The following is a 1,717-nucleotide window of genomic DNA, read 5'->3' as shown; positions in this document are numbered from 1 at the left end:
CTAGAAGACTGCTGAAGATCTTGTCGTGGGCTGTCCGGCCGTAGGTCGGACAGCCCTTCTTGCTTATGCGGTGGCCGGGGTGAGGTGCCAGCTGCCGTTGGACCTGGTGAGTCCGAGGTTGATCAGTCGGCGGAGGTTGAGGGCGGCGGCGCGGTGGTGGAGCCAGACGTTGTTGGCGATGACGCCGCGGTAGGGGACCCGGCGGTTTCCCTTGGCGACCAACCAGGCGATGGCACGTTCGACCGGGGGCCGCCATCTGCGGTATTCGTCCTGCCAGACGGGGTCGCTGGCAGCCTGGTGGCGGGCTGCGGTGAGCAGTTCGTGCTGGGGGTGGACGTTGAGGGTGCGCCCGGTCTTGGAGGTGGTGCAGCGTCCGCGCAGGGGGCAGCCGGTGCACATGCGCTTGAACTGGGCGGTGCGAGCACCGTCCGCTTTGACCTGTCCGAGGTTGGCGGTGTGTCCGGCCGGGCAGGTCGCGGTGCCGGCCGCCGAGTCGACGTGGAAGTCGTCGATGGTGAAGCCGCCGGGGATGGCCTGCCGCAGCGGCGGCGGCTTGATCACCAGGGTGTGGCCGTCGGCCTGCAGGTGTGCGCGCAGGTCGCCGGTGCCGTATGCGGAATCGCCGAGCACGGTCAACTCCTGGCCCTCGTCCTCGTCGGCCAGCAGATCGCAGGCAACAGCGGCCTCGTGGTTGTCGGGGCCGTAGCCGCTGGTGAGGGCAACCGCGGTGAACAGCCCGGTCTCCGGCTCGAAGCACGCATGCCCTTTGAAGCCGTCCTGGTGGCGGGTTCGGTTTTTGTGGATGTGCCGCGCGTCCGCATCGACGGTGGACACGGTCCGGTCCGCGACCGTCCGCCGGGCGATACGCCAGCGTCCGTCGCGTCCGTCGGAGCCCTCGGCCGGCTCCACGTCCTGGCCCGCGACCAGGGCCAGCAGGCCCACCGCGTTCGCCGCCCTCTCGCCCAGTTCCTGTTCGGGCAGGTGACCGAGCAGGTTGAGGGCGTCGGTGACCAGCGCGTCGACCAGCGCGGCGCGGGCGGCCTCATCGTCCCAGGCGATCCTCGGCTTGCCCGGGTCGGTGTAGTCGTGCGCCGTGCACCACTGCTTTGCGGTCTCCTGCGCGCCGGGGACCTCGCGGATCACCCGCCGGACGGCGGAGATGATCTGGGTGACCGTGTCCTGGGTGGCCACCGCGTCATCGAGGACGGTGGAGTCCAGTGCCCGCCGCTGCTTGCCCTTGAGCACGCCGGTCGCGGCCACGACCTCTTTGACCTTGGTGAAGATCCGCGTCGGGTCGGCCGAGTGACGCAGCCGGCGCCGGAAGTACGTCAGCAGCGACGGGTCGAAAGCGGTGTCGTACAGGCCGAGCCCGCAGGCGGCCTTCCACCGCAGGTCACACCGCAACTCCTGGACCGTCTCGAAGTCCGACAGCCCGTAAAGGCTCTGCAGCACCACCGTCGCGGCCAGGACCTGCGGCGGCAGACTCGGACGGCCGTTGGACGAGGGGTACATGTCGGTGAACATCCCTGGCGGGAACAGCACCTCACGATGCTCCGCGAGGAACGCGAACACACTCCCTGCCGGGATCAACTCCCGGCAGGTCTCCCACACATCCGGCCCAACCAACTCCCCGGCCCATTCCCCCTGCATGCCTACAAGACTGGCCCCGACTCCACCGAGCCGGGGCCAGAACCCGAGATTTTCAGCAGTCTTCTAG

Annotated in this window: 1 protein-coding gene; it reads right to left on the bottom strand. The window is 69.2% G+C overall.

The genetic code is table 11. The annotated features are described in order from the left end of the window. Positions 1-63 precede the first annotated feature (63 nt). The gene (locus ABZ904_RS51150) at positions 64-1,650 is read right to left on the bottom strand and encodes an IS1182 family transposase (protein ID WP_361006458.1); all 1,587 of its coding nucleotides are present in this window, start codon (positions 1,648-1,650) and stop codon (positions 64-66) included. Positions 1,651-1,717: the final 67 nt, after the last annotated feature.

The organism is Streptomyces sp. NPDC046900 (assembly GCF_040644975.1).
Classification (GTDB): domain Bacteria; phylum Actinomycetota; class Actinomycetes; order Streptomycetales; family Streptomycetaceae; genus Streptomyces.
This window is presented reverse-complemented; position numbering and strand designations above follow the sequence as displayed.

Coding starts and splice junctions, on each gene's coding strand:
- ABZ904_RS51150 (WP_361006458.1), bottom strand. CDS start 1,650: ATGCAGGGGGAATGGGCCGGGGAGTTGGTTGGGCCGGATGTGTGGGAG.